Consider the following 22,919-nt stretch of genomic DNA (forward strand, 5'->3'; position numbering starts at 1 on the left):
GTGCGGCGGCCACGCAACGTTCTCAGGGCGGGGTGCGATTCCCCACCGGCGGTAATGGCATGCGTGCCTAGCCCGCGAGCGCTTGCCGGCGCGGTCTTCGGACCTGGCCGGCAAGGTCAGCAGACCTGGTGTGATTCCGGGGCCGACGGTATAGTCCGGATAAAGAGAGAGCGGGATGCATCATTGTGTTGGTGCCGGCATACGCCCGGCGCATGGACGGCCTTGCCGTCGGTGCGCGGGCGCGCGTGCCTGCATGCGCAGTTGGGCGTGGCTTTCATGCGCCTGCGATATCCCCTTCGATCCCATGCCCTGTTTTTTGTTATTTTTAAAAACAGGAGTCTTTTGTATGTCACAAGCACACGCAGCACCAGGCAAGCGCATCGCCTTCATCCAGGCGGGCTGGCACCGCGACATCGTCGCGCAATGCCGCTTGTCCTTCATCGCCGACATGGCGGCCCTGGGCTTTGCCGAGAGCGAGATCGATATCGTCGATGTCGCCGGCGCCTTTGAAATCCCCCTGCACGCGCAAGTGCTGGCCAGGAGCGGCCGGTACGCGGCGATTGCCGCCTCGGCGCTGGTGGTCGACGGCGGCATCTACCGCCATGACTTCGTGGCCGATGCCGTCATCTCCGGCATGATGCAGGTGCAGCTGGCGACGGGCGTGCCCGTGCTGTCGGCCGTGCTGACCCCGCACCACTTCCACGCGGGCCACGAGCACCAGGAATTCTACTTCCAGCATTTCAAGGTCAAGGGCGCGGAACTGGCCGCCGCATGTGCGGCCACCATCCGCTCGCTGCAGCGGCTGGCGCAACCGGCCGCCGCACCGCACGAAGCCCTGGCTGCCTAGGGCGCGTTTGCCTTGATGCCGTAGTCTCCGGGGCCAGCGCCTGTTCGTGCGCTGGCCCCGTTTCTTTATGCGGCCTGCCGCAGCAGCGCGTCCAGCCGCCGCTGCGCTTCTTCCAGGGGGCGGCGGTCTATCCAGTCATCGATATCGACGTCGCGGTCCAGGAAGCCTTGCCGCAGCTGGAAATCCTTCTGCTGGCGGAACAGCGCCACTTTTTCCTCCGACAGGTCGGGCGCCAGGGTCAGGTGAAAACCGTCGCGGTAGGCTTCGGCCACGGCGTCGGCGCCGGCCCGTGTTTCACCCTGCAGGATGGCCAGCACGTCTTCCTTGTGGCTGCGCGCCCAGTGCGCGGCGCGCAGGGTCTGCGTCAAAAAGCGCACGACCAGCTCGAAATGCTGCTCCAGCATCGTTGCATGCACGGTGATCGGCCGTGGCGTGCCGTTATTCACGCGGAAGCGCCGGTCGGGCAGGGCGTCGATATCGATGCCCACTGCCAGCCCCGCCGCGCGGGCCGCTTCGGCCGCCGCCGCGCCTTTCACGTAGACGGCATCGACTTCGCCGCGCAGCAGCGGCGCGATGCCCTGCCACAGGCCTGCGCCCAGATTGGCTTGCGCTGGCGCGTCGGCCCCCACTTCCACCAGTTGCACATCGTCCAGCGTCAAGCCGGCGGACGCCAGCACGCCCTTGTAGCCGGCCAGGCTCATGCCGCGCGCGATGCTGCGTCCGCGCCGGTTGTCGCGCAAGTCTTCGGCGCGGAATACGGGTAGCGCCAGGCGCTTGCCCTGCAGCTGCGCGGGCTTCGTGATGCCGGAACCGGGGCGCACGAGGATGGCTTGCCACTCGTCGATCCAGGTCAGGCCGATCAGGCGCGTGGGCGCCCCTTGCGCGCGGGCGGGCAGGGCCAGCAGGTTGCCCCCTTCGCGCACGAGCGTGGACAGGCCATGGTCGTAATGGTGACGCGCCAGTTCGCCGCCCACTTCCTGCAGGGTCTTTAACGCGATGCCGTCGCGGGCGAATTCTTCGTCCAGCCAGCCCAGTTTGTAGGCCAGGCCCGTGGCCGTGGGCACGGGGCAGCGGGTAAACCAGACGGTATCGACGGCGGGGGCGGTTGCGGTAGTCATGGGATGCTTTCGTGGTGGGTGGAGCCTTGCACCGTGCAGGAAACGTGCCCGCGCCGCTTGCTGGCTGGCCGACAGCGCGTGCCGGCAGCGCTGCTGCCGCGCCAGCAGCCGCTGTTGCGCAGGCAGCAGCGCCCCACCATTTTCCCCGGCCCCGGCCCTGGCACGCGTCTTGCGAAACTAGGGACAGGACTGACCCGTATCCCAACCCCACAGAATGGAGCATGACATGACGGACGTGGCACAAGCAGAAGCACAACAAGTACAGGTGCAGGATTTGACGGCGGCCGAACTGGCCTTCGTGGAACAGGTGCGCCGCGATGCGCAGATCGCCTTCGACGGCTTGCGCGAGACGGGCAGCCTGACGGCCAACGGCACGGTGGGCTTCGTCGAGCGCACGCCGGGCGGCGACAAGGTCGTGGTGGTCAACGATCCCGGCCCGTTCCGCCGCGGCCAGCCCCTGAAGGCGGCCGTGCTGGCGCTGGACGGCACGGTGCTCGTGGGCGACGCGAACAACGGCGGCGCGCGCTACCTGAAGCTGTTCCGCGAGCGGCCCGAGGTCAGCTCGATTTCGCACGTGCATTCGCCGTCGCTGGGCGCGTGGGCGCAGACGCACCGCACCCTGCCGATCCGCTATGTGCCCGTGCAGCGCTACCAGCTGGTGCGCGAAATTCCCATCTATATCGACCGCCGCCAGCCGGAAGTCGATTTCATCCTCGGCGAAATCGCCCGCAACACGCATGCCACGGCCATCCTGGAAGCGAATGGCGGCGCCACCGTGTGGGGCAAGCAGGGCTTGCTGAAGCTGGCTGAATTCATCCTGCTGCTGGAAGAGGGCGCGAAGATCCAGATCGCGGCCGAAGCCATCGGCGGTTCGCGCGATTTCGGTCCCGGCGTGCTGCTGCAGCAATGGAAGATGAGCAAGCTGATCGATACGGCGCGCGCGCTGTCTTTGTTACCTGCCACCGACCTGGTATAACTTTCAAGAACAGGCCCCAGATGTCATTGCAATCATTACGTTTGAGCTGGCGCAAGCTGTCTGCCGCCATCGTGGCGGCCAGCCTGCTGGCGCCAGCCTTCGCGGCCGCCGTCGAGCCGCTGCCGGCCGCCGTGCGCATCGCCGTCGTGGCCCGCACGGCACCGTCCGGCAAGACCGTGTTTGCCGGCTCCGCCGCCCAGGTGGCCGCGCAGGGCTGGCTGGCGGCCGAACTGGGCAAGCTGGGCGTGAAGCTGGAATGGGTGCCCGTCACCACCAATTCCGTGGCGACGCAAGTCAACGAGGCGTTTGCCAACCGCTCGATCGACCTGGCCCAGTATGGCGACTTGCCGTCGATTATCGCCAATGCCTCGGGCTTGCAGACGCGGCTGATCCTGCCCGGCGGCAGCGCCAACAACACCTACCTGGTGGTGCCGAACGGTTCCACGGCCCGCTCGATCAAGGACTTGAAGGGCAAGAAGATTGCCTTGCACCGGGGCCGGCCGTGGGAATACCCGTTCGCGCGCCTGCTGGAAGCGAACGGCATGACTTTGCGCGACGTCAAAATCCTCAACCTGAATCCGCAGGCGGGTGCGGCAGCCGTGGCGACGGGTGGCGCGGACGCCTTCTTTACCCTCAGCGACGCCTTCCTGCTGGAAGATAAAAAAGTGGGCAAGATCATCTGGTCCAGCAAGGCGCCGCCGCAGGACTGGAAGATGCGGGCCGAATTGTGGGCCGACAGCGGTTTCCTGCAGCGCTATCCGCAGCTGGCCCAGCTGGTGGTGACGGCCTATGTGCGCGAGCACCACCGTGCCGCCGGCGCGGGCGGCGAAGAGGAATACGTGCGCACGGAGGCGGCTGCGGGCCAGGTGGAAAGCGTGGTACGGCGCGAACTGGCGGGCGACCACACGCCGTGGCAGGCGCGCTGGTCGCCGTTGTTTACGGCCAGCCTGCGCCAGCATTACGTGGGCGAGGCGGCCTATGCGAAGAGCGCGGGCCTGATCGGGCGGCCCCTGCAAGTGGACAGCCTGTTCGCGCCCCAGTTCGTCAACCAGGCGCTGGCGCAGCTGAAATTGCAAACGTACTGGACGCCATGACTTCCCTCGTCAACGCCGTCGCCTTGCCGCGCGCCGCCGCACCAGCGCGTGCAGCCTCTGTCCCTTTGCTGCAGCGCTTCGTGCGCTCGCCCTGGTCCGTGTGGACCTCGCCGCTGGCCTTGCTCCTGCTGTGGACGGCGGCCACCACCTTCGAGTGGATGCCCGCGCACATCTTGATGTCGCCCTGGCAAGTACTGCTGACGGCCGCCGACCTGGCCGAAAGCGGCGAGCTGGGCCAGCACCTGGGCATCAGCCTGTTCCGCCTGCTGGCCGGTTTCGGCCTGGGTGCCAGCGGTGGCCTGGCGTTCGGCGTCGTGCTGGGCCTGTCCCCCGGCTTGCGCAGCTACGTCGATCCCACTTTCAATATCTTGCGCCAGTTGCCCACCGTCGCCCTGATCCCCCTGTTTATCCTGCTGTTCGGCATCGGCGAGAGTTTCAAGGTGTTTATCGTCGCCAAGGCCAGTTTCTTCATCGTCGCGCTGGCCGTGCATGACGCCATCCGCAACCTGTCGCAGCGCTATTTCGAGGTGGCGCACGTGTATTGTTTCTCGCGCTGGCAGCGCATCCGCCTGATCGTCTTGCCCGCCATCGTGCCGGCCGCATTGACGGGCATGCGCATCGCCCTGTCGCGTTCGTGGATGGTGCTGGTGGGCGCGGAGTTGCTGGCCGCCGACAGCGGCCTGGGCCAGATGATGGAAATGGGCCGGCAAATGTTCCGCCTCGACGTGGTGATGGTGGGCGTGGTGCTGACGGGCGTGATCGGCTTCGGCCTGGACCGCGCTTGCCACGCGCTGGAATCGCGGCTGATGCGCTGGAAGCGTAGTGGCGATGGTAAGGGAGGCGCCACATGAAACAGCGTTTGATCCAGATCATCAAGGGCGCGCTGCTGCCGCTGGCCTTGCTGGGGGCCTGGCAATGGGCGTCCGGCCAGGGCGCGGCCGCCGCGTATATCTTCGTGTCGCTGGGCGACCTGGCGCACAGCCTGCGCGACTTGCTCGTCACGGGCGAGCTGTGGGTGCATCTGCGCGCCAGCCTGGGCCGCACTGTGGCGGGCTTGCTGCTGGGCGGCAGCGCCGGCATCGTCACGGGCGCGCTGATGGCGCAGTCGCCGCTGGCGGACCGCCTGATCGGCCCCTTGTTCCACAGCATCCGCCAAGTTCCGTTGCTGGGCCTGATCCCCTTGCTGGGCTTGTGGGTGGGCAATGGCGACGGCGCGAAGCTGCTGGTGATCGCCATCGCCGCCTTTTATCCCACCGTGCTCAACACGTATGCGGGCATGCGCCAGGTGGATGGGCGCTTGCGCGAAGTGGGGCAGGTGCTGACCCTGACGCGCGCCCAGACCTTGCGCCAGGTGTTGCTGCCGGGCGCCATGCCGGCCATCGTCACCGGTGTCACGCATGCGCTGGCGTTCGCCTGGCTGGCGTGTTTGGGCGGCGAGCTGCTGTTTGCGGCCGGTCCCGGCATGGGGTCATTGCTGCTCAACGGCGAGGTATCGGGCCGCATGGATGTCGTGCTGCTGGCCGTGCTCGTGATCGCCTTGCTGGCGCAGGCGATGAACGTGGCGTTTGCGCGTCTCGCGCGCCTGCTGGTGAAGGGGCGCAGCAGTGAGTGAATCCTTGCCATTCCAGCCTGACGCAGCCGTCACTGCCCGCGACGGCGAGCTGCGCGCCTTTTTGCTGCGCTTTATCGGCTTGACCCTGCTGTCGGGCGTGATCATCGGCATGAACAAGGTGCTGGCCACCTTGCTGGGTTTGCATTTACATGTGAGCAATTTCCAGCTGGCCACGATCAGCAGCGCGGAAACCCTGGCCATGGCGCTGGGCACCATTCCGGCCGGCTACATTCTTTCGCGCGGCAACCCGAAGCATCTGTATGCCGGTGTCAGCCTGAGCCTGGCGTTGGCCTTTTGCGTGCTGCCGTGGCTGCCCGGCTGGCAATGGGTGGCCCTGCTGATGTTTTTGGTGGGGCTGTGCATTTCGCTGCGCATCGTGGCCATGAGCACCGTGTTTCTCGTGCGCTTGCCGGAACTGGGGCAGGGCAAGGCGGGCTGGTACAAGGGCACCTTGATCCTCGGCATGCAGTTCCTGGGCCCCCTGTGCGGCAATTACCTGATCGCGCAGCTGGGACTGAAAGCGGGCTTTTTGATCTCGGCCCTGATGTTCGCCATCCTGGCCGTGCTGGGCTGGCACGTATTACCCAACAATACGTTGCCAGACAACACGGCGCCCCGCAAGCAGGCTGGCCATGCGTCGCAGCCGGGCGCGGCCAGCCTGCGCGCACTGCTGCACCTGCCTGTCGTGCGCGTTACTTATCTGTTCGAAATCCTCGCCAGCTTCACGGCGTCCAGCGTGGGCGTGTTTTCCATCTTGCTGGCCATCCGCGTGCTGCACTGGCCTGCGCACCACTCCGTCTGGCTGATGGCCGTGCAGGGATTGAGCTGCGTGCTCGTGCTGCTGTTCCTGGGACGCTTCGTGCTGGCCAGCCGCTACCGCGAGCAACTGTATGGCGGCGCCCACCTGGCCATCATGGGCGCCTTGCTGATCCTGGGCTTGTGGCCGGACAGCATCGCCTACCTGGCCGCGTCCGTGCTGCTGGGACTGGGCCTGGGCGTGAATAACCTCGTCAATACGGACAATATCGCCCGCGCGCCCGTCGACAAGGCCCGTGTTTCCGCCCATTTGACCCTGTTCGGCATGGTGGGCGGCACGGCCGGCGCGCTGGCGGCGGGCCGCCTGGCCGACCTGACGGGCTTGCGCAATGTGTTCCTGATCTGGCTGTTTCCCTGGCTGGCCGCCTGGCTGGTTTTCCACGGCAGCCGCTGGCTGCGCCGGGCGCCGCCCGCCGCCGTTTCTTCCCTCGCCCCCACCGCAGAGAGTGCGCCATGAATGATTTCGTTTCCCCCTCGGCCCTGTTGCCGCAACGCCCGCAGCTGAGCGGCGGCCTGCAGGTGCAGCACGTGAGCAAGTCGTTTGCGCTGAAAGGCGCGCCGCTGCCCGTGCTCGACGACATTTCCCTGACCATCGCACCCGGTGAATTCGTCGCCATCGTGGGCGCTTCCGGCTGCGGAAAATCCACCCTGCTGCGCCTGTTGGCGGGCCTGGACACGGACTACGCGGGCTTGCTGCTGCACGATGGCGTGCCTATCCGTGGCACGGATCTGCGAAGGGGCCTCGTGTTCCAGGACCACCGGCTGTTCCCGTGGCTGACGGTGCAGCAGAACGTGGCCGTGGCTTTCAGCAACACCAAAGTGCCGTTGGCCGAGCGCGAAGCGCGCGTGGCGGCGGAAATCGCGCGCGTGGGCCTCGATGGCTATGCGGATGCGTATCCGCATCAATTGTCGGGCGGCATGTCGCAGCGGGCCGCGATTGCCCGCGCCCTCGTGGGACGGCCCGATGTGCTGCTGCTGGACGAGCCGCTGGGCGCGCTCGACGCGCTGACCCGCTTGCGCCTGCAGCAGGAATTGCGCCGATTGTGGCAGGACGAGGGCATCACCATGGTGATGGTCACGCATGACATCGACGAAGCCGTCTACCTGGCCGACCGCATCGTCGTGCTCGACGCGCGCCCGGGCAAGGTGCGCCGCGTGCAGGACGTGCCGCTGGCCCACCCGCGCCAGCGGGGATCTCCGGGCTTTGTCGCCATCCGCGACGGCTTGCATGGGGATTTCAGCGACCTCGACGAATCGCATGCGCCCGTGGTGCAGGAAGAACACCCCAGCAGCTTATGGGATGGCAATGAATGGGCGCGCAGGATGGCGCTGTAGTTTTTTTGATATTCATCAACCTGGAGAGACAAGATGAGCAATAACAATGCACTCGACACCCTGTGGTACACGCGCTGCCCCGTCCCGACGGGCCTGGGGATCGCCTTGCAGCAGGGCTGGCTGGAAGAGGCCTTGCGCGCGGACGGCACCAGCTTGCGCTCCTTGCGCGAATCGGAGCAGGAAGCCGTGCGCGAATCGCATTTCGACCATACCTTGCAAAATTCCGTGCGCCACGGCGGCAATATCCCCGCCCTGTGGGCGCGCGCGGCGGGACGCGAGACGCGCGTGATCGGCCTGTCGTGGTCGGACGAGACGCAGCTGATACTGACCTTGCCCGGCAGCGGCATCGCCACGGTGCGCGACTTGAAGGGCCGGCGTTTCGGCTTGCCACTATGGCGCAAGGCACAGATCGACTTTGCGCGCGCGCAAGCGTTGCGGGGGCTGGAAAATGCGCTGAGCCTGGAAGGGCTGGCGGTTGCCGACGTGGAACTGGTCGATTATGTGGTCAACACGGGCCAGAGTGTAGCGCCGCCGGAAAAGGGCGCGGCAACGAATCTGTTCAGCGGCGCGCGGCGGGGCGGGCAAAGCCCGGAATTGCTGGGCCTTTTGCGGGGCGAGGTGGATGCCATTTTCCTCAAGGGCGCCTCGGCCGCCCAGCTGGCGCAGCAGTTCGGCTTGCACACGGTGATTGACACGGGTAGCCATCCCGAACCTTTGATCCGCGCTAACAACGGCACGCCGCGCACCCTGAGCGTCGATGCGCACTTGCTGGACAACCATTTTTCTTCCGCCGTGACCCTGGTGGAGCAGGTGCTGCGGGCCGAAGCGTGGGCGCGGGGCCACGCGGACGACACGCGGCGCTTCCTCGCGCGCGAATCGAATGCCAGCGAGCACTGGGTGCACGTGGCTTACGGCAAGGATGCGCATTTGCGCCTGGACACGGACCTGGCGGAAACGTCGGTCGCGGGCTTGCAGGATTTCAGCGATTTCCTGTTCCGCTGGAACTTCTTGCCCAGCAAGGTCGACGTGCGCGCGTGGATCGATCCCCGTCCTTTCGAAGCGGCGCTGGCGCTGACGCGCCGCGCAACCTGAGCGGGAAGCACGTCAACGGTGGCCATGCTCGATGATGAGGAGAATGCGATGCGGCGACGCACGGTGATGGGCGGGCTGGCTTTGCTGCCCCTGGCGGGAAAGGCGGCCGCGGCCGCGGTGAAAGCGACGCGGGCGCCGCCGGCGGCCCTGCGCATCGCCTCGACGGGCTTTGCGGAAAACGGCAAGGCGGAACTGGGCGGCATCGCTTACCGGGTGCAGCAGGAAGGCTGGCTGGCGCGCGAACTCAGGCAGCGAGGCGTGCGGCTGGAATGGCTGCCCGTCACGGGCGACACGGGCGCCACCATGAACGAAGCGTTCGCCAGCGGGCGCATCGACATGGCCGCGTACGGCGACTTGCCGTCCGTGATACTGAACGCTGGCGGCGTGCGCACGCAGGTGATCGTGCCGGCGGGGCGGGGTACGGACCAGTTCCTGCTGGTGCCCACCAGTTCGCGCGCCACGTCATTGGCCGAGTTGAAAGGCAAACGCATCAGCGTGCACCGGGGCCGGCCGTGGGAACTGGGCTTGCGCCAGCTGATCGCCGACCAGCGCATGTCGCCCACGGATTTTCGGCTGATTAATATGGACTTGAAACCGGGCACGGCGGCCCTGGCCACGGGCGCCGTCGACGCCTTGTTCATGATCAATGGCTATCCGCTGGAAGACAAGGGCATCGGCCGCATCATCTGGTCCAGCAAGGGCTTGCCCGAGCGTAAAATGCGCGCGGAACTGTGGGCGCGGCGCGACTTTACGCAAGCCCATCCCGACATCGCCGAGCTGGTGGCCACGGCCTGGCTGCGGGCCCAGCACTGGGCGGCGCTCGATGGCAACCGCGAAGCCGTGATCAAGGATGGCACGCGCAACGGCACGCCCGACAGCGTGGTGCGGCGCAGCTATGACGATCCCGGCTTGCAGTGGAAGGAACGCTGGTCGCCCCTGTACGACGATGCCGTGTACCGCCATTACCGCCGGGTGCTGGCGTTTGCGCAGGAACAAAAGCTGATCCGCCAGCCGTTGACGGCGGAAGAGTTGCTGGAACCGCGTTTCGTGGCGGCGGGCTTGAAAAAACTGGGGCTGGCCAGTTACTGGGAGCCGGCCAAGGTGTAGTGCAGCAAGAGGAGAGGGTGGTTCACTGCGGGGCGCAGCTTAGTGGGGCAGGCACACGCGCCCCACCAGTTTCACCACGCCATCGCCCGCATGCGCGCGCAATTGCAGCAGCATCAGGGCCATTCCCAGCATCAGCGCAGCGGCGCAGAGTTTCTTGTGCATCGTCTTTCCTGTTTTTATGCTCGATGGAGCTTGGTTGTCATCTTTATAGCCATATTATTGCCGAAATTCAGCGTGCGGATGAGCATTTTGCCAAGCGTGCTCTACAATTATGCATCTCGCGCATCCGCGCCATCTGAATTCTATGCATAGTATGTGAAGGGAATGACAAGCCTGTGACTTCCAAGCCGATCAAGATCGCCGCCACCGTTGTCGTGGCACTCGCCGCTGGGGCCGGCATTTATACGTACACCCGTCCAGCCGCCACCGCCACCCCGGGTACTCCCGCCAGCGCGCCCGGCAGCCAGGGCGCCGCGCCGCAGGCCGGTGCCGACACGGCCGCCGTGGCCAGCCAGTTCCGCGACCTGCTGGGCAATTTCCGCAAGATCATCGTGCTGCTGGCCGACGAGCAAAGCTTGTCCGAAGGCGCGCGCGATGAAGCCCGTAAAGTGGGGCAAGCGCTGTTCCATGAAAACCAGGAACGCATCGCCAGGCTGGACGCAGCGCTGGACCAGCTGACGGCGCCCACGAATCCGGGCCGCTTCGAGGCGCTCGACAGCCTTCTCACCTATATCGAATCCGATCCCGGCCTGTACGATGCGGATCGCCTGGCTTTCCGCGAGCTGCTGCAAAGCATGCTGGCCGACGTGGCCAAGGATTCCTCCTTGCCAGCGATCAAGCTGCACAAGCGCATTTCGGAAGATCTCGATGCGCTGGGCGAGATCGAGCGCAATTACGAGAAGGAAATCCGGCAAATCTTCGGCAACCTGGGCCAGCGCGCCATCGAACTCAAGCGCGAACGGTGGGACGATTATGTGGCGCAGCTGAAAAAGCTGTACAGCCGCGAACAGATCCTCAAGGAAAACGGCATCGTCGTGCCCTATGCAACACCGCCGGCCGGTTCCATACCCGACGCCAAGCCTGCGGCCAAGAAGGACGAGGCGGAAATCTTCGGCCTCGGTTTGCCGAAGAAAACCATCGTGCTGACCTTTGACGACGGCCCGCACCGCCGCTACACGGAAGAAATCAGCGCCATCCTGAAACAGTATGGCGTGCCGGCCGTGTTCTTCAACGTGGGCCGCAACCTGGGCAGCCTGGACGCGGAAGGCCACGCCAAGCTGGGCGCAGGCGCGGAAGTGAGCCGCAAGCTGATGAAAGAAGGCTATGCCGTGGGCAACCACAGTTTCAGCCACGCCCAGCTGTCGAAACAGACGGGCGACAAGCTGAAAGGCGAAATCCTCGGCACCGACACTTTATTGAAGGCCATCAGCCCCGAGCGGGCCGCGCTGTTCCGTTTTCCATATGGCGCGCGCAACAGCGAAGGCATGGCCGCACTGGCCGATGCGCATTTGAAATCCGTGATGTGGAATATCGATTCGCTGGACTGGGCCGACCCCGTGCCCAGCTCCATCACGAACCGGGTGCTGGCGTCCGTCGACAAGGCGGGACGGGGCATCGTCCTGTTCCACGACATTCATGAACGCACGGTGAAAGCCTTGCCTGCCGTGCTCGACAAGCTGATCGCCGAAGGCTATCAATTCGCGGGCTGGGATGGCACGAGTTTCCAGGTGGCGAAAAGCACAGCGCCCGCGCCCGAGAAAGTGCCCGTCACCACGGGTTACGCGAATTCCTGGGCCGTCGTGATCGGCATCGACGATTATGCGAAATGGCCGAAATTGCAGTATGCGGTGCGCGATGCGCAGGGCATCCGCGAAACCCTGATCGAGAAATTCGCGTTCGCGCCCGAGCGCGTCGTGACCCTGAAAAATGGCGAAGCGACGCGCAACAATATCCTGGCCGCCTTCCATGACAAGCTGGCCCATGGCGGCGTGCAAAAGAATGACCGCATCTTCGTGTTCTTCGCGGGCCACGGCGCCACGCGCAAGCTCAGTTCCGGGCGCGACCTCGGCTATATCGTGCCCGTGGATTCCGATCCGGCCCAGTTCGCCACGGATGCGATCCCGATGACGGAAATCCAGAATATCGCGGAGAGCCTCACGGCCAAGCATGCGTTCTTCGTCATGGATGCCTGCTACAGCGGCCTGGGCCTGACGCGCGGCGCCGGTTCCAGCTCCTTCCTGCGCGACAACGCCAAGCGCATCGGCCGGCAAATGCTGACGGCGGGCGGCGGCGACCAGCTGGTGGCCGATGGCGGGCCGAACGGCCACTCCGTGTTCACGTGGACCTTGCTGCAAGGCCTGGCAGGCAAGGGCGACCTGAACGGCGACGGCTTGATCACGGCCACGGAACTGGCTGCCTATGTGGCACCGGCCGTGTCCAGCGTATCGAACCAGACGCCCGCGTTCGGCAGCCTGCCCGGCTCGGAAGGGGGCGATTTCGTCTTCGAATTGCCGGGCGAAACGGAGTTCCTCAGCCCGAACACGACGCAGCTGTCGACGGAAGCCATCGCCCTCAATAGCAAATTGGACGCCAAGCCGGCAGCGGCCAGCGTCACGGTGAAGGATTTGCAGGGCGGCGAACAGAAGATCGTCACGCCGGGCGCCGTGCCCAGCTCCACGCGCCAGCTGGCGCAGCGGGCCAACGACCGGGGCTTGCAGCTGTACAAGGAGAAACAATATGCGGCGGCGGAAGCGCAGTTTACGGAAGCGCTGAAATTGCGGCCCGACTTTGCGCTGGCGGCCAACAACCTGGGTTTTGTCTTCTACAAGCAGGAAAAATACCGCGAAGCGGCCCGCTGGTTTGAAAACACGGTCAAGATGGACCCGTCGCGCGCCATTGCCTACTTGAACCTGGGCGACGCGTATGCCAAGGCCGGCGACGCCGCCAAGGCAAAAGCCGCGTATAAAACCTATCTGGAACTGGCGCCGACGGCCTCGACGGCGCCGGCCGTGCGGCAAAAGATGGAAAAGCTGTAAGCATGGCCGACAGCGTGCCCATCGTCCACGTGTTTGCCTGCAGCGGCCGCTTCCCCGACTGGGAAGCGCTGCAGGCGTATCTGTCGCCCACGTACACGGACGATGGGGATGCCGTGCCGTCGCCGTTTTTCCTGGAAACGGGTCTCACGCACTACGAGCCCGCCTGCATGGAAAGCGCGATGCTGGCGGCGCCCGCGCCGCTGGCGCAGCTGCTCGATGGCGTGTCGTATGGCGACAGCTGGCTGGCGCAGGCATGCGCGGACGGCGATGCGCAAGGCGTGCTGGCCGACACGGGCATCTGCGTGTTTGCGCCCAACCGGCTGGCGCATCCGCAGCGCTGTTCGCTGCACCACGTGGGCAGCTATACCTACGGCGCTGACTGAGCGCCATCTTCGCGCTCTTCGTGCAATAGCTTGTTGACGCTGGCCAGCAGGCTGGTGCCCGAGGTGGTGATGAAGCGGGCGCCCGCCGCTTCCGCTTCCGTGCCGTAGCTGGCGACTGTATCTTTGCTGCAATACACGACGATGGGCAGCGCGGGCTGGACCTGCCGCACTTCGCGCACCGTGCGCACGCCCGCATCCTTGATGCGCCGGCGGTTTTCCACCCGCGCCATGTCCGTGATCAGCAGCGCATAGTGTTTCTGTTGCAGCATGGCCAGCGCTTGCCGCATCGACACGGCCTGGTCCACCTTGATGTTTTCCCGTTCCAGCTGTTCCACCAGCAAGGTATTGTTGCGCGGGTGGTCGTCCAGCCACAGCACCAGGCTGGCCGGTTTTTGCGCCGTCGGCATGCCGGCCAGGGCCGTGACGGCGGCGCCCCCGTCCGGCGGATGGGCCAGCAACAGCTGCGTGACGGCTTCCTGCATGTCGTCGAGCGACTTTTGCTGCAAGCGGCTCAGTTCCGTCACTTCGATTTCCTTGCCGCTTTCCAGGCGCACGGACTCGTTCTTGACCATGCTGTCGGCGCGCTTGATCATGATGGACAGATAGATGCGCGTGAGCAGGTAGCCGATCAAAAAGCCATGCACGGAAAAGAACAGCATGATGCCGCCCACCACGGCCATGGCCGTGGGCGTGTCGGTGTCCAGGCTGGGCGCGATGAAGGCGGCCATGCTGCGCGCGCTGCCGGGCAGGCTTTTGAGCTCGATCAAGCCCACGCCGACGATGATCTTCGTCAGCCAGTCCGATACCTCCACCAGGTTGGAATTGATTTCCATGGGCGTGGGCGTGCCCAGGAACAGGGTGTTGCTGGCGCTGCTGGCGGCCGCATCGGCCGCTGCGGCAGGTGGCTCGTCCGTGGGACGGCCCTTGGCATTCGTCCGCTCGTCGGGCGGCGCCATGTTGACGGTGCCCGAGGGCAGGGTGCGGGGGATGCCGAACAGAAATCCCAGCAGCATGCCGCTGACGCAAAAGCCCAGGCTCCATAGCAGGGCCGGCACGGCGTGGTAGTAGGGCGGCAGCAGGGCGCCCGCCAGCACGGCCAGCAAGCCCGCCAGCAGGATGAACAGCAGGATGTACGGCAGCACGTCGCGCTTGCGCACGGCGGCGGTAGTTGCTGCCTTGCCAACGCTGTCGTTCGGGTCCACGGCGGCTCCTTGAAAAATGCTGAATCCAGGCACCAACCCGCAGCGTATATAGTCCGTAGGAGCCTCTACTGACATCATAAAAACTGGAGATGCGATGCTATTGAGAAAACGCAAACTGGTGGCAGCTTGTGCACTGGCATTGTTGGGCATGGGGCGCCAGGTGGCGGCGCAGGGGCCGGCCGATGCCGCCGCAGGGGCCGAAGAAGCGCGCACCGTGCGCGTGACGGGCCACTACGACAACGCCGTCGGCACGTCGGATGCGGCCAGCCAAGGCGTCATCACGACCGAATTGATCGTCAACCGGCCCGCCTTGCGCACGGGCGAATTGCTGGAATTCGTGCCGGGGCTGATCGTCACCCAGCATAGCGGCGACGGCAAGGCCAACCAGTATTTCCTGCGCGGCTTCAACCTGGACCACGGCACGGATTTCGCCACGTATGTGGACGGCATGCCCGTCAACATGCGCACCCACGCCCATGGGCAGGGCTATTCCGACCTCAATTTCCTCATTCCCGAGCTGGTGCAGCGCATCGACTACAAAAAAGGCCCGTATTTCGCGGGCGAAGGCGATTTCGCCTCGGCCGGGGCGGCGCGCATCCGCCTGGCCGACAAATTGCCGCAAGGCCAGGCCAGCATGTCCGTGGGCCAGCATGGCTATGTGCGCGGCGTCGTGGCCGATTCGCTCGGCGCCGGTCCCGGCACCTTGCTGTACGGCCTGGAAGTGAACCGCAACAATGGCCCCTGGGACGTGCCGGAACACGTGCGTAAATACAGCGGCGTGCTGCGCTACAGCCAGGGCACGGCGGACGACGGGTTCAGCGTGACGGGCATGGCGTACAAGAACAGCTGGAATGCCACGGACCAGGTGCCGCTGCGCGCCGTGGAATCGGGCCAGATCGGCCGTTTCGGCTCGCTGGCGCCCAGCGACGGCGGCGACACCTCGCGCTACAGCCTGTCCTACGCCATGCGCAAGCGCACGGAGAACCGCCTGTTCGAGTTCGACGCCTACCTGATCCGCTCGCAGCTGGAACTGGACAGCGATTTCACCTATTTCCTGGCCAACCCGGCCGCAGGCGACCAGTTCCAGCAGAGCGAGCGGCGCACGGTGGCGGGCGTGAATGCCAGCGAAAGCTGGAACACGGAGCTGGCAGGGCTCGCCATGCGCAACAAGCTGGGCGTGCAGGCCCGCTACGACCGGCTGTCGCCCGTGGGCCTGTATAACACGGTGGAGCGCATCCGGCAAAGCACGGTGCGCGAAGACCGCGTGCGCGAGGCCAGTATCGGCCTGTACGGCGAAAACACCGTGCAATGGCTGCCCTGGCTGCGTTCCGTGGCGGGCTTGCGCTACGACGCCTACCGTTTCAAAGTCGACAGTAGTATCGACGGCAACAGCGGCACGGCAAGCGACCATGTGGTGTCGCCCAAGCTGTCATTGATTCTTGGTCCGTGGAGCAAGACGGAATTTTTTGTCAACTACGGCAAGGGGTTTCACAGCAACGATGCACGGGGCACGACGCAGACGCGCTTGCCCGACGGCACGCCATCGGCGCCCGTCACGCCCCTGGTGCCGACCAAAGGCGTGGAACTGGGGGCGCGCACGGAATGGCTGCCGGGCCTGCAAAGCTCGCTGGCCTTGTGGCGCCTCGATATCGCGTCCGAACTGCTGTTCGTGGGCGACGCAGGCGAAACGGAACCGAGCCGCGCCAGCCGCCGCCACGGCATCGAATGGAACAACCATTACATCGCCGCGCCATGGCTGCTGTTCGACCTGGACCTGGCCGCCTCGCGCTCGCGCTACACGCAAGATGACCCGGCAGGCAATTTCATTCCCGGCTCGATCGACAAGGTGGCTTCGTTCGGCGTGACGGTGACGGACCAGGGGCCATGGTCGGGCGCCTTCCAGCTGCGCTACTTCGGCCCCCGTCCCTTGATCGAAGACAATAGCGTGCGCTCCGCCTCGACGACGTTGGCGTACGCGCGCGTGGCGTATCAGCTCAACCGCAGGACGCGGCTGTCGCTCGACGTGTTCAACCTGTTCAACAAACGGGCCAGCGACATCGATTATTATTACGCGTCGCGCCTGCCCGGCGAAGCGCAGGAGGGCGTTAACGACCGGCATTTCCATCCCGTGGAACCCCGTTCCGCGCGCCTGACCTTGTCATATGCGTTTTAAAAGGGGTAGACTGCGGCCATGGCGCCCGCTGTGGGCGCCTGTCGTTACCCACAATATTGAATGACAGATAATTTAGTACACACCAGCAAATTCCTTTCCCTCATACTGCGCCACGCGCCTGAAAAAATCGGCCTCGCGCTCGATCCCCAGGGCTGGGCCGACATCGGCCAGCTGCTGGCCCAGGCGGCCCGGCATGGCCGGCGCCTTTCCCGTGAACAATTAGATGACGTGGTGGCGCGCGACAGCAAGACGCGCTATGCGATCAGCGCCGACGGCTTGCGCATCCGCGCCAACCAGGGCCACTCCTTGGCCGCCGTCGATATCGCTCTGCCGCCCGCCACGCCGCCTGCCGTCCTGTACCACGGCACGGCCAGCCGTTTCGTCGAGGCGATCCGCGCTGACGGCCTGCTGCCCGGATCGCGCAATCACGTGCACCTGTCTGCCAACCGCGAAACGGCCGTGGCCGTGGGCGCGCGCCACGGCAAGCCCGTCGTGCTGACGGTGGATGCGGCCGCCATGCAGCAGCACGGTCACATGTTCTACGTGGCGGACAATGGCGTGTGGCTGGCGGACGCCGTGCCGCAGGCCTTCATCGCTTTTCCCTGACGAGGAGGCGGACTGCCCCTGCTACGCGGGCTCAGATATCGAGCTTGCGTGCCGCCATCCACTGGACGATGGCCGGGTCGCGGTGCGAAAAGAAGCTGCTGGTGCCCGTTTCCAGGGTGGCGATGGCGGCCATGTCCGCTTCGTTCAGGTCGAAATCGTCGATCGCCAGGTTTTCCGCCATGCGCTCGGGGCGCACGGTCTTGGCCAGCACGGCGATGCCCCGGTGCGTCAGCCAGCGCAGCACCACCTGGCCCACGGACTTGCCGTGCCTGGCGGCGATGCCCAGCAGCAGTTCGTTATGGAACAGCTGGTTGCGGCCTTCGGCGAACGGCGCCCACGCCTGCGGCTGCACGCCGTGTTCGAGCATGAAGGCCACGCTGTCCGCCTGCTGGTGGAAGGGGTTGATCTCGATCTGGTTGACGGCGGGCGCGACGTCATTGAAGGCGATGAGGTCCATCAGGCGGTCCGTGTGGAAATTGCTCACGCCGATGGCGCGCAGCTTGCCGCTGCGATACGCGTCCTGCATGGCGCGCCACGATCCGTGCACGTCGCCGAACGGCTGGTGGATCAGGTACAAGTCCAGGTACTCGAGCTGCAAACGCTGCAGCGACTCGTCGATCGCTTGCGTGGTGCGCTCGTAGCCCGTGTGCTGCACCCACAGCTTGCTGGTGACGAACAGCTCCTCGCGCGCCACGCCGCCGTGGGCGATGCCTTGGCCGACGGCGGCCTCGTTCAGGTAGGACGCGGCCGTATCGATCAGGCGGTAGCCGGAAGCGATGGCCTCGATGACGCTGCGCTCGCATTCGGCGGGGTCCGGGATCTGGAAGACGCCGTAGCCGGCGACGGGCATGGCGATGCCGTTGTTCAGGGTGACGCGCTCCATGGCAAGCTCCTTCGGTAATAGACAGCAGCTACTCTACGGCCTAATCCACCCGTTGATAAGCGGCTGGAACCGGCATGGCCTCATTAGCCGTGCTAATGAATGAGGGCTTTCGCCCTGGCTTGCCCCTGGCGCTTGCGGCGCCAGACCAGCACGCCCGTCACGCTCAGGCCCGCCACCAGCACGCCCATGGCGCAGATGAACAGTTTGAAAGGCCAGCCCCACATCGAGGCCATGTGCAGGGCGCTGATCCAGCTGCGGATGGTGTCGCCGCTGGCGGCGCCCGTGGGCAGCCACGCGGCCAGCTGCCGGCCGCTGGCCGCATCGAAAAAGACGGTGGTCAGGCCCTTGTGGGCGCGCACGTCGCGGCTGCTGCGCACGTGGTAGCTGTACACGCCCAGTTCGCGTTCATACGCGAGCGCGTTTTCCTCGATGATGTCAAACGCGTGCCGGTGCGCCAGCTGCGCCATCAGCAGGCGGCCCTGCGCGCGCGCGGCCGGCCAGTCCAGCTGCGGCCCTGGCGACGGCGCGTGCCGGGCCACGATTTCCTCGGCGCCCTGGTGCGGGAACAGCGGTTGCATCACGGCCGCATACACGCCGTACAGGTTGAAGGCGACGCCGCTCCAGGCAAACACCAGCAGCATGGCCCACAGCCACAGGCCGCCCGCGCGGTGCAGGTCGAATACCAGTTTATAGCTGCCGCCATGGCGGCGCAGCAGCCACGAAGGACGCCAGCGCAGCAACCACGGCTTGCTGCCGGGCGAGCGTTTTTTCAGGCGCGCGGGGAAGGTCAGGGCGGCGCCGATGAAGCAGTCGACGGTCCACAGGATGGCGATCAGGCCGAACACGAGCAAGCCCGTATCGCCCAGCGCCAGCGCATAATGCAGGCGCTCGATGAAGGGCAGCAGGTTGATGGCGCCCTGGCCGATATCGCCCCACTGGCGCCGGCCCAGCAGCGCGCCCGTGTAGGGATCGACGAAGACTTCATTGCTGGCCAGCGGCGCCTCGCCAGCCGGGCGCAGGTAGAACTGCATGCTGCGGCCGGGCGGCGCCGACAGGGGCGCGTACGTGACGCTCGCCTGCGGGAAGCGCGCGGCCACCATGTCGCGCAGTTGCAGGGCATCGAGCGGCGCGGCGCCGGGCGCGGGCGGCGCTGCGCGGAAGACGGCGGGCAGCAGGGCCGCCTCCAGTTCATCCTTCCACGCCAGCGCGCTGCCCGTGACGCCGGCCACGATGAGGAAGCCGGCCATCAGCAGGCCCGCGTAGCGGTGCATGGCCGCCAGCGCGGGCCGCATGTGCAGCGCCGGCATCAGAACCTGTACATGGCGCTGACGTTGGCCGTGCGTTCGGCATTGCGGTAGCACAGGCCCGGCAGGTAGCCGCAGTCATACAGGGTCTGCTTGTTCAGCACATTGTTGACGTTGAGGGAAAACTGCCACGGTCCGCGCGACACGCCCAGCGCCGCATCCCACTGCGTCAGGCCGCCATTGCGGATGTTCAGGTTGTCGCCGTCCGAATTGGAGCGCATGGCGCCCAGGAAGCGCATGCCCAGCGCCGCATACGCGGGCAGGGCCTCGCCCATGCTGAACGACTGGCGCGCCCAGGCCGAGGCGCTGTGGCGCGGCGCGCCCGGCTGCTGCAGGCCCAGGTCGCCGTTATTGCTCTTCGTCACTTCCGTATCGAGATAGGTGTACTGGGCGATCAGGCTCAGACGGCTTGCCAATTCCGTGCGCGCTTCCAGTTCCACGCCGCGCGCCTTGACTTGTCCCGTCTGCAGCAGGAAGCCCGGGTTGCCGATGTCGGACGTGGAGACATTGTCGCGCACCAGGTCGAACACGGCGGCCGTGTAGCTGGCGCGCTGGCCCGCGGGTTCGTAGCGCACGCCCGCTTCCAGCTGCTTGCCGCGCGACGGTTTCAAGGCACCGCCGCCCGCCATCGTGCCCAGTTCGGGCGAGAACGAGCTGGCGTAGCTGACGTACGGCGCCCAGCCGCCATCGAACAGGTAGACGGCGCCCAGGCGGCCCGTGGTGGCCGATGGCGACTGGTGGTAATCGGGTTTGACGGCGCCGCTGGCCAGGTCGATGACGTCGCGCGCTTGCGTGGCCTTGTCGCGGCGCAGGCCGGCCGTCACCACCCAGCGCTCCCATTTCAATTGATCCTGCGCGTACAGGCCCAGCTGGCGCGACGGGGCGTCCGCGCGGGTCGGCGTTTTCGACGGCACCAGCGGCTGCTTGCCGTACACGGGGCGGTACAGGTCGAGCGGTTCGACAAAGCCTTTCTGGTAGCGGTATTCGTCCGTGTTGCGGATATGGGCGTAATCGACGCCCAGCAGCACCTGGTGCGCCAGGGCACCCGTGGCGAAGCGCGCCTGCAGCTGCGTGTCGGCGAACAGGCTTTTCGAATCCGTGTCGACGGGCCAGAAATAGCGCTCCACCGTGCCGTCATCGTTCAGGCCGCCGGGGAACATGTCCGTGCGGTCGTTGTTCAGGCGCGTGTAGCGCAGGTTCTGGCGCAGCGACCAGGTGTCGTTGAACGCATGCTCGAACTCGTAGCCCAGCATGGTGTTGCGGCGCTTGAAGCGGTTGTCGTCGCCCATCAGGTTGACCCCGGGGTCCACCTGGCCCCGCGGGCCCGGTTGCAGCAGCTGGTTCGGGAATGCGTACTGCTGGTTGTCCTTTTCGTAGCGGGCCAGCAGGGTCAGACGCGTGGCGGGACCCGCCTGCCATGTGAGCGAGGGGGCAACATACAGGCGGTTGTCGCGGTCGCGGGCCAGCCGCGTCCGGGCTTCGCGGCCCAGCATGACGATCCTCCAGGTCCAGGCGCCGGGCGCATCGAGCGTGCCGCCCACGTCGGCTTTCAGCTGGCGGCGCTGGTAGCTGCCGTATTCCACGCCCGCTTCGCGCACGGCGTCCGCGCTGGGACGCTTGCTGACGGCGTTGACCATGCCGCCCGGCGGTATCTGCCCGTACAGCACGGAGGCGGGGCCGCGCAGCACTTCCAGGCGCTCCAGCCCATATGGCTCGATGGAAGCGCCAAAGGTGCGGCCCGAATTGCGCAAGCCGTCCTGCAGGATGCCCGTCGTCTCGATGGTGAAACCGCGCAGCAGCGAGGAATCGTCGCTGCCCAGCGGGCGCTGGTTCGGCGTCACGCCGGCCGTGTAGCGCAGGGTTTCATCGAGCGATTCGGCATTGCGGTCGCTGATTTCATCGGCCGTGACGACGGACACGGATTGCGGGTTTTCATTCAGGGCCGTATCTGTCTTGGTGGCCGAGGCGGCGCGCCGCGCCACATAGCCGCGCACGGGGCCGGTGGCCGTCTCGCGGTCGGCAGCGGCACTGATGGTGATGGCGGGCAGGGTGGCGCTGGCCTGCGCCGGTGCGCCCGGCTGCGGCTGCGTGGCCGTGGCCTCGGCCCGCAGCGCATACGCGCCATTGGCGCCATCGACCACGCGCACGCCCTGGCCGCGCAGCAGTTCCTCGAAGCCCTGGCGCACGGTATAGCTGCCCGCCAGGCCGGCGCTGCGCTTGCCCTGCAGGAGGGTGGCATCGGCCGACAGTTCCACGCCGGCCGCGCTGGCGAACGTGGTCAGGACCCGCTCCAGCGGCCCCGCGGGGATTGCGTACTGGCGCTTGGCTTGCGTATTCTCAAGCGCCTGGGCGCGGGCGGCAGGGGCCGCGATGGCCAGGGTTCCCGCCGCGGCGCCTGCCAGGAACAGGGCCTGGATGGCGGCGGCAAGGGGAAACGGACGCAGTTTGCGGGCGGGCGCGGTGGAGCGGTGGGGCATGGTGCATATCCTTGGGAATGGGGAGAAAAATTTTGTTCTTCCCGTATTCCGAACGAAAAGCAAAAACCCTCAACGTTTTTTCACTTATTTTGAATTTATTTTTGACGGTGCCGCTCAAGAGGCGGGGCGCGGCCCCACGCTGACCCAGTAGCGCGTGCGGTAGGCCAGCTGCACGGGCAGGCTGGCGGCCAGGTTGGCCAGCGAGCGGTCCGTATGGCGCAGGGAAAACACGCCCGTCACGCGCAGGCCGGAGACGGACTCGTCGCAGCGCAGTACGCCATGGCGGTAGCGCCCCAGTTCCGCCAGCAGCTCGCCCAGCGGCATGCGCTCGGCCACCAGGCTGCCATGCGCCCAGGCGGCGGCGCTGTCTTCCACCGTGCCGATATCGTGCACGGCGTGGCGCGTATAGCCGGCGCGCTGGCCCGCCTGCAGGTGCACGGGCGCGGCGCCGTCCTGCGACGGTTGCAGGGCCACGGCGCCCTGGAACACGGCCACGCGGCTGGCGCCATCGCCGAGGCGCACGGAAAAGCGCGTGCCCAGCGCCGTGGCCGTGCCTTGCGGCGTTTCCACCAGCAGCGGACGATAGACTGCCGCCGCTTCATGCGCGCTGGTGACGAGGATGGCGCCCGCGCGCAGCACGATACGCCGCTCGTTGGCGCCATAGTGCACGTCGATGGCGCTGGCCGTGTCCAGCACCAGCTGCGTGCCGTCGGCCAGCACGATGGCGCGCGTCTCGCCAACAGCCGTGCGGTAGTCGCTGGCGGTGCGCTGCCACAGCGGCGAGTCGTGCGCCAGCAGCGCCGTGCCGCCGCCCGCCGCGATCAGGCCCAGCAGCTGCAAGGCGCGCCGGCGGCCCGTG

General features: G+C 66.3%; 20 protein-coding genes and 1 riboswitch. Of the genes, 13 read left to right on the forward strand and 7 right to left on the reverse strand.

Annotation, left to right across the window (positions count from 1 at the left end; all coding sequences use genetic code 11):
- The first annotated feature begins 14 nt into the window (after window positions 1-14).
- Window positions 15-176, forward strand: a riboswitch (FMN riboswitch).
- A 170-nt stretch (window positions 177-346) separates the two neighbouring features.
- Complete coding sequence (locus tag GCN75_RS04215) at window positions 347-847, forward strand: 6,7-dimethyl-8-ribityllumazine synthase (RefSeq protein ID WP_152281488.1); 501 nt, start codon at window positions 347-349, stop codon at window positions 845-847.
- Between the two features lie 65 nt (window positions 848-912).
- On the opposite strand, the gene GCN75_RS04220 is transcribed toward GCN75_RS04215, so the two are convergent.
- Window positions 913-1,965 (reverse strand): ABC transporter substrate-binding protein, encoded by a 1,053-nt coding sequence (locus GCN75_RS04220; protein WP_152281489.1) that lies wholly within the window; start codon window positions 1,963-1,965, stop codon window positions 913-915.
- Window positions 1,966-2,191: 226 nt separating this feature from the next.
- On the opposite strand from GCN75_RS04220, the gene GCN75_RS04225 reads away from it, so the two are divergent.
- Genes GCN75_RS04225 through GCN75_RS04260 form a run of 8 tightly spaced genes read left to right on the forward strand, consistent with a single transcriptional unit; the run spans window position 2,192 to window position 9,997 of the window.
- Window positions 2,192-2,941: a class II aldolase/adducin family protein gene (locus GCN75_RS04225; protein WP_152281490.1), complete on the forward strand. Its 750-nt coding sequence runs from the start codon at window positions 2,192-2,194 to the stop codon at window positions 2,939-2,941.
- Window positions 2,942-2,961: 20 nt separating this feature from the next.
- Window positions 2,962-4,035, forward strand: a complete 1,074-nt coding sequence (locus GCN75_RS04230) for an ABC transporter substrate-binding protein (protein ID WP_152281491.1) — start codon at window positions 2,962-2,964, stop codon at window positions 4,033-4,035.
- Window positions 4,032-4,886, forward strand: a complete 855-nt coding sequence (locus GCN75_RS04235; RefSeq protein ID WP_152281492.1) for an ABC transporter permease — start codon at window positions 4,032-4,034, stop codon at window positions 4,884-4,886. Before GCN75_RS04230 ends, GCN75_RS04235 begins: the two co-directional genes overlap by 4 nt.
- Complete coding sequence (locus tag GCN75_RS04240; RefSeq protein WP_152281493.1) at window positions 4,883-5,647, forward strand: ABC transporter permease; 765 nt, start codon at window positions 4,883-4,885, stop codon at window positions 5,645-5,647. The genes GCN75_RS04235 and GCN75_RS04240 overlap by 4 nt, the downstream gene beginning before the upstream one ends.
- Complete coding sequence (locus GCN75_RS04245) at window positions 5,640-6,920, forward strand: MFS transporter (protein WP_152281494.1); 1,281 nt, start codon at window positions 5,640-5,642, stop codon at window positions 6,918-6,920. The genes GCN75_RS04240 and GCN75_RS04245 overlap by 8 nt, the downstream gene beginning before the upstream one ends.
- Window positions 6,917-7,798: an ABC transporter ATP-binding protein gene (locus tag GCN75_RS04250; RefSeq protein WP_152281495.1), complete on the forward strand. Its 882-nt coding sequence runs from the start codon at window positions 6,917-6,919 to the stop codon at window positions 7,796-7,798. Before GCN75_RS04245 ends, GCN75_RS04250 begins: the two co-directional genes overlap by 4 nt.
- A 33-nt stretch (window positions 7,799-7,831) precedes the next feature.
- Window positions 7,832-8,890, forward strand: coding sequence for an ABC transporter substrate-binding protein (locus GCN75_RS04255; RefSeq protein WP_152281496.1), 1,059 nt, complete (start codon window positions 7,832-7,834; stop codon window positions 8,888-8,890).
- Window positions 8,891-8,938: 48 nt separating this feature from the next.
- Entirely contained in the window at window positions 8,939-9,997 is a 1,059-nt protein-coding gene (locus GCN75_RS04260; RefSeq protein ID WP_193317374.1) for an ABC transporter substrate-binding protein, read from the forward strand.
- A 39-nt stretch (window positions 9,998-10,036) separates the two neighbouring features.
- On the opposite strand, the gene GCN75_RS29815 is transcribed toward GCN75_RS04260, so the two are convergent.
- On the reverse strand, window positions 10,037-10,159 hold the full coding sequence (locus tag GCN75_RS29815) for a hypothetical protein (protein ID WP_264372532.1): 123 nt from the start codon (window positions 10,157-10,159) through the stop codon (window positions 10,037-10,039).
- Between the two features lie 173 nt (window positions 10,160-10,332).
- Here GCN75_RS29815 and GCN75_RS04265 point away from each other — a divergent pair, with 173 nt between their 5' ends.
- Entirely contained in the window at window positions 10,333-13,032 is a 2,700-nt protein-coding gene (locus tag GCN75_RS04265) for a polysaccharide deacetylase family protein (RefSeq protein WP_152281498.1), read from the forward strand.
- A gap of 2 nt (window positions 13,033-13,034) precedes the next feature.
- Window positions 13,035-13,415, forward strand: a complete 381-nt coding sequence (locus tag GCN75_RS04270; protein ID WP_152281499.1) for an immunity 22 family protein — start codon at window positions 13,035-13,037, stop codon at window positions 13,413-13,415.
- On the opposite strand, the gene GCN75_RS04275 is transcribed toward GCN75_RS04270, so the two are convergent.
- The gene (locus tag GCN75_RS04275) at window positions 13,400-14,617 is read right to left on the reverse strand and encodes a response regulator (RefSeq protein ID WP_193317375.1); all 1,218 of its coding nucleotides are present in this window, start codon (window positions 14,615-14,617) and stop codon (window positions 13,400-13,402) included. The genes GCN75_RS04270 and GCN75_RS04275 overlap by 16 nt on opposite strands.
- Before the next feature lie 94 nt (window positions 14,618-14,711).
- Here GCN75_RS04275 and GCN75_RS04280 point away from each other — a divergent pair, with 94 nt between their 5' ends.
- On the forward strand, window positions 14,712-16,790 hold the full coding sequence (locus GCN75_RS04280) for a TonB-dependent receptor (RefSeq protein ID WP_152281501.1): 2,079 nt from the start codon (window positions 14,712-14,714) through the stop codon (window positions 16,788-16,790).
- A 60-nt stretch (window positions 16,791-16,850) separates the two neighbouring features.
- Window positions 16,851-17,396, forward strand: a complete 546-nt coding sequence (locus GCN75_RS04285) for an RNA 2'-phosphotransferase (RefSeq protein WP_152281502.1) — start codon at window positions 16,851-16,853, stop codon at window positions 17,394-17,396.
- A 31-nt stretch (window positions 17,397-17,427) separates the two neighbouring features.
- Here GCN75_RS04285 and GCN75_RS04290 read toward each other — a convergent pair whose 3' ends face one another.
- The 4 genes from GCN75_RS04290 to GCN75_RS04305 form a co-directional block, all read right to left on the reverse strand.
- The gene (locus tag GCN75_RS04290) at window positions 17,428-18,279 is read right to left on the reverse strand and encodes an aldo/keto reductase (RefSeq protein WP_152281503.1); all 852 of its coding nucleotides are present in this window, start codon (window positions 18,277-18,279) and stop codon (window positions 17,428-17,430) included.
- Between the two features lie 92 nt (window positions 18,280-18,371).
- Window positions 18,372-19,586: a PepSY-associated TM helix domain-containing protein gene (locus tag GCN75_RS04295; RefSeq protein WP_226941082.1), complete on the reverse strand. Its 1,215-nt coding sequence runs from the start codon at window positions 19,584-19,586 to the stop codon at window positions 18,372-18,374.
- Window positions 19,586-22,060 (reverse strand): TonB-dependent siderophore receptor, encoded by a 2,475-nt coding sequence (locus GCN75_RS04300; protein ID WP_152281504.1) that lies wholly within the window; start codon window positions 22,058-22,060, stop codon window positions 19,586-19,588. Before GCN75_RS04300 ends, GCN75_RS04295 begins: the two co-directional genes overlap by 1 nt.
- A 114-nt stretch (window positions 22,061-22,174) precedes the next feature.
- Window positions 22,175-22,919: FecR domain-containing protein (locus GCN75_RS04305; protein WP_152281505.1), on the reverse strand; the 745-nt coding region annotated here is incomplete at its 5' end.

The sequence above is a fragment of the Janthinobacterium violaceinigrum genome, from assembly GCF_009208555.1.
GTDB classification, from domain to species: Bacteria; Pseudomonadota; Gammaproteobacteria; order Burkholderiales; family Burkholderiaceae_D; genus Janthinobacterium; species Janthinobacterium violaceinigrum.

Excerpts from the sequence above, each read along its gene's own strand:
- GCN75_RS04295 (WP_226941082.1), bottom strand. The coding sequence starts at position 19,586 with ATGCCGGCGCTGCACATGCGGCCCGCGCTGGCGGCCATGCACCGCTAC.
- GCN75_RS04250 (WP_152281495.1), top strand. The coding sequence starts at position 6,917 with ATGAATGATTTCGTTTCCCCCTCGGCCCTGTTGCCGCAACGCCCGCAG.
- GCN75_RS04235 (WP_152281492.1), top strand. The coding sequence starts at position 4,032 with ATGACTTCCCTCGTCAACGCCGTCGCCTTGCCGCGCGCCGCCGCACCA.
- GCN75_RS04280 (WP_152281501.1), top strand. The coding sequence starts at position 14,712 with ATGCTATTGAGAAAACGCAAACTGGTGGCAGCTTGTGCACTGGCATTG.
- GCN75_RS04300 (WP_152281504.1), bottom strand. The coding sequence starts at position 22,060 with ATGCCCCACCGCTCCACCGCGCCCGCCCGCAAACTGCGTCCGTTTCCC.
- GCN75_RS04240 (WP_152281493.1), top strand. The coding sequence starts at position 4,883 with ATGAAACAGCGTTTGATCCAGATCATCAAGGGCGCGCTGCTGCCGCTG.
- GCN75_RS04290 (WP_152281503.1), bottom strand. The coding sequence starts at position 18,279 with ATGGAGCGCGTCACCCTGAACAACGGCATCGCCATGCCCGTCGCCGGC.
- GCN75_RS04215 (WP_152281488.1), top strand. The coding sequence starts at position 347 with ATGTCACAAGCACACGCAGCACCAGGCAAGCGCATCGCCTTCATCCAG.
- GCN75_RS04225 (WP_152281490.1), top strand. The coding sequence starts at position 2,192 with ATGACGGACGTGGCACAAGCAGAAGCACAACAAGTACAGGTGCAGGAT.
- GCN75_RS29815 (WP_264372532.1), bottom strand. The coding sequence starts at position 10,159 with ATGCACAAGAAACTCTGCGCCGCTGCGCTGATGCTGGGAATGGCCCTG.
- GCN75_RS04220 (WP_152281489.1), bottom strand. The coding sequence starts at position 1,965 with ATGACTACCGCAACCGCCCCCGCCGTCGATACCGTCTGGTTTACCCGC.
- GCN75_RS04255 (WP_152281496.1), top strand. The coding sequence starts at position 7,832 with ATGAGCAATAACAATGCACTCGACACCCTGTGGTACACGCGCTGCCCC.
- GCN75_RS04270 (WP_152281499.1), top strand. The coding sequence starts at position 13,035 with ATGGCCGACAGCGTGCCCATCGTCCACGTGTTTGCCTGCAGCGGCCGC.
- GCN75_RS04230 (WP_152281491.1), top strand. The coding sequence starts at position 2,962 with ATGTCATTGCAATCATTACGTTTGAGCTGGCGCAAGCTGTCTGCCGCC.
- GCN75_RS04285 (WP_152281502.1), top strand. The coding sequence starts at position 16,851 with ATGACAGATAATTTAGTACACACCAGCAAATTCCTTTCCCTCATACTG.
- GCN75_RS04260 (WP_193317374.1), top strand. The coding sequence starts at position 8,939 with ATGCGGCGACGCACGGTGATGGGCGGGCTGGCTTTGCTGCCCCTGGCG.